Annotated in this window: 1 pseudogene; it reads left to right on the forward strand. The window is 58.7% G+C overall.

Going from position 1 to position 1,493, the window contains the following annotated elements:
- Nucleotides 1-135 precede the first annotated feature (135 nt).
- A pseudogene (locus ACZYOF_RS43700) lies at nt 136-807 on the forward strand (SDR family oxidoreductase); the annotation flags it as partial.
- Nucleotides 808-1,493: the final 686 nt, after the last annotated feature.

Raw genomic sequence — 1,493 nt, forward strand, 5'->3', positions numbered from 1 at the left:
TGCACAACAGAAACCCGAAGCCCTTCAAATGGACCAAGTCAGCCGATCAGATTTTGGCTTCCGTCAAACGCTTCTGCCACAAAGCTCAACAGACTTTATGTGGCGAACTTTAGATTCACGTGACTAGTAGCCGAGGGCGCTAAGGTCGTAATTACTGATATTCTTCACGCAGAAGGGGAAACTCTCGCTGCTGAACTAGGCACTTCCGCCATCTACGTGCGCCAGGACGTCACCCAGCCGGCGGAGTGGGCCAGGGCGGTCGCGGTCGCCGAAAGCAGCTTCGGCGCGCTGCATGGGTTGGTCAACAATGCTGGGATCGCCAGCATGGCCTCCATCGAGCAGCTCTCGCTCGATCAGTGGAATAGAACCATTGCCGTCAATTTAACCGGTGTGTTCCTCGGAATGCAGGCGGCCCTGCCGGCAATTCGGCGCGCGGGCGGCGGTTCGATCGTCAACATCTCATCGGTCGAGGGGCTGCGGGGCACTGCCGGGCTTCATGCCTATGTGGCTTCTAAGTTCGGCGTGCGGGGCATAACAAAGTCTGCTGCGCTGGAGGCAGCCGCCTCTGGCGTCCGCGTCAACTCGATTCATCCCGGCTTCATTACCACGCCCACTACCGAGCGTTTCGATCCCTCTCTTTTCCCTATTCCTCTGGGCCGGACAGGCTGCCCGCAGGACGTGTCGCATGCAGCCTTATTCCTACTCAGCGACGAGTCCAGCTATTTTACCGGTTCCGAGATCGTCGTCGATGGCGGTTTGACGATCGGCGTTCCGCACAGATGGCAGGCAGCCGAGAATATCTTTTGATGAATACCAACTGACAGTCTAAGCCAGGGCAACAAAATGCTGCGGTTCGCCGTCTCAGCTCTCGGGGTCTTCGGACCGTATGGCCAACGGTAACGTCTCCGGCGGATCGCAGTTGGCGCCAGCAGCAGCGGAGGCGCCCGCAAAGCGCGAAGAGTGCTTGCAGCTGGAGCAGAAGGAGCTCTTGCGGGCGCCGCATTTGGGTGAAGCGAGCGAGAAGACCAGGTTCTGCCTGCGCGGGAGCGGGACGACGCTCGACGAGAAGAGCATTGAGAACTGCGCGCTTGTTGAACAAGGCGACGAACCAGCGCTTTGTGGATGGCATAGCGTAATGCGCGCCGTGGGTTCTCGTGTGCTAACTGGGCTCCAGCGTGGGCCACACTTGCTGGGTCGCAGGCACCTTCGAACTGGTCGGCGGCAGGCGCACGGATGGGGCCAACACGCGAGGAGCAAGCTGCGCAATTGCCACTATTTAGGCGGGCGGTTCGCGCCAGCAGTTGGAGGGTGTCAGAAAGAATGTGTAAGCAGGTTTCTGTGAGTTTACCTTACCGAGGAGACTCAGATGACGACCGACACGACGATTACACCTGAACTGCTGGATCAACTGCTTGCTAACTATGAGAAGCCTGAAGACCTCACAGGTGCAGACGGGCTTTTCAAGCAGCTGAAGAAGGCGCTGATTGAGCGGG

Source organism: Bradyrhizobium sp. LeoA1Lang (assembly GCF_055413685.1).